The following is a 2417-nucleotide window of genomic DNA, read 5'->3' on the forward strand; positions in this document are numbered from 1 at the left end:
TTTTTTAACGGTTTTCAAATCTACTTTTTCAAACACAATAGAAGGGAAATCTGCAGTCCATTTTTCTGCTGCTTTTAATGCATCTTCTTCACAGAAGAAGTCCTCTCCTACCAGTTTTTTAATCGACTTTTCTGCTTTTTCAAGTTCATTTTGAAGCTTCTTTCTGAGAGTTATCTCTTTCTTTTCTTTCATTTTATGAGAAAGCAACAAAACCCACTTTTGCTTGACTCCCCCATAATCAACAAAGGTTTGATAAAATGAGTATCTTTCATCGCTTTTCAGTGGCTTCAGGTTTAGATTTGCAGTTAGCAGTTCCTTTGCCTCATTAATTGTTGCAGGAACACGACTGATCCAGAATGACTTTCCTATATTATTGATATTATTGTCAGTGTAAAAGGAACTATCAGCGACATAGTACACTTTGCTTTCAGGACTTAAAGCTGATTTGAGAGACTTTATTGCTTCCAGAATTGTGCTTTTGTCGGAAGCATTCCCTGAATGAGTGTTCATAAAAAGGGGTATTCCATGCTGATTTACAATCAAACTTAGCACAAATTGTTTGAGATCCCATCTTCCGTTTTTGGGAATTCCAAAAGTGATATCAATAGACTCCGTTTCTTCGTCTTGATAATCACCATAAACGCTGACACTTGTAGTGTCAGCGTGTAAACAATGGACAGGAATAGGTAGACGATTCATAATGTGAAGAACAATTTCCGTAAACAGTTTTGTAGGACCATACTTTACGATTCTGTCAAGAGTTTCTCCGATAGCATATTGATTCAGATCTTCTCGTGTTACACCTTCTCCAAAAAGTCTTTCTATAGAAATATTCCTGAAAAAGTCAGGAAAAAGGTATAGACGTTGACCTATGAAACCAAGACCATTGAGTACCATGGCAAGGATGCAGACTGAGAGAGGAATCTTGTGATCCCTTTCCTTTGGGAGTTTCTCATCGATCAGTTTGTCAACTTCAAGTTCTCGGAAAACTCCAGCAATGAGACCAAGGTGACCTAAAAATCTTGTACGTTTTATTGAGGATTCGACTAGTCGACTGTTGTTTTTGTCTGCCATGGAAAATCAAGAAAAAAGATGTGAGAATAATTATATTAACTTATATGTTTACCTGCCGAATCTAGGATGATAGTCCATATAAATTTTGTTCCTTATCAGTATAATATACTTCACGTCGTTAAATTTCCTGCAGGTTCCCATAAACGACCAAATATTGACCCCAAAAACGTATGGAAATATTCATTTTTGTTCTAGAGCAAAAATTATCATATACAGGTTTTACAATAAAAATTCGTACATTATATTTAAAGGGAATTTGCAACAAATTCACAACAATGCCTAAATATTGAATGCTTTTTAGTACTGATATTCGGAATTTCAGTTAATAAGAACTACTGATTATTGAAGAAAGTAAAGAATTGTCAACGCCGATTTAATTTTCCCCACATTGGTCGGTTTAAAATTCCTCACCTTTTGATATAAAGTTTACTCAATTTTTCATGAATTCACTCAAAATCACTGGTACAGATTTCCTGTTTTTATTCCCTGTTTCTTTCTCTCTTTCAGCCTGTAACTTTCTCCTTTGATGTTAATTGTCGTACAATGATGGAGAAGCCTGTCAAGTACAGCAGCCGCTATAACATGGTCCTTGAATATCTCTCCCCATTCTCCATATGACTTATTCGATGTCAAGATCACTGAACTCTTTTCATAACGTCTGGAGATTAGCTGAAATAGGCAGTGAGCTCCTTCCTCATCAAACGGGAGATATCCAATTTCATCAATTATCAACACTTTAAATTTCATCAAGTCCCTGATCTTCTTTTCAAGTATTCCTTCTCTATCTGCTATTTTCAACCTATCAATAAGGTTTCCTGTATTGGTAAAGTAAACCGAAATTCCTGCTTTTGCTGCTTCAATCCCAAGAGCAATTGCAAGATGAGACTTTCCAACTCCAGGAGGACCGAGCAAAACAATATTCTCTGCATTATGAACAAATCTCAACGTTGCAAGGTCTTCTATGACTTTTTTATCAATAGATGACTGAAACTCAAAATCGAATTCTTCAAGCATCTTTTTAACAGGAAAAACTGCACTTTTCATCCTTCTCTCAACTGCAACAGCTTCCCTGTGTTTCTTTTCCTGTTCAAACAGATAATCAAGGACTTCCATTGTTGTCTTGCTGTCCCTTGCAGCAATTTCAAGATAGTTATCAAGAAGCTCTTCAATAGTATTCAGTTTCAAGTACTGCAGATTAGTGTGAAGTCTTTCATAGCTGAAGTTGTTCATTCAAAACCACCTTCACTAAATGTTTCATAGACATCAAGAGACCTCTTTTCAACTTCAGGACCTGAGAACTTCAATGGAATCTGTGAATCCTTCCTGTATTTTGAATTCTCTTT

Annotated in this window: 2 protein-coding genes; both read right to left on the bottom strand. The window is 35.9% G+C overall.

Annotation, left to right across the window (positions count from 1 at the left end):
* Window positions 1-1074: IS1634 family transposase (locus tag ASJ81_RS11215; RefSeq protein ID WP_095644522.1), on the bottom strand; the 1074-nt coding region annotated here is incomplete at its 3' end.
* Window positions 1075-1530: 456 nt separating this feature from the next.
* The gene (gene istB, locus ASJ81_RS11220) at window positions 1531-2304 is read right to left on the bottom strand and encodes an IS21-like element helper ATPase IstB (RefSeq protein ID WP_095643032.1); all 774 of its coding nucleotides are present in this window, start codon (window positions 2302-2304) and stop codon (window positions 1531-1533) included.
* Between the last annotated feature and the right edge of the window lie 113 nt (window positions 2305-2417).

This window comes from Methanosarcina spelaei (assembly GCF_002287235.1).
Classification (GTDB): domain Archaea; phylum Halobacteriota; class Methanosarcinia; order Methanosarcinales; family Methanosarcinaceae; genus Methanosarcina; species Methanosarcina spelaei.

Coding starts and splice junctions, on each gene's coding strand:
- istB (WP_095643032.1), bottom strand. CDS start 2,304: ATGAACAACTTCAGCTATGAAAGACTTCACACTAATCTGCAGTACTTG.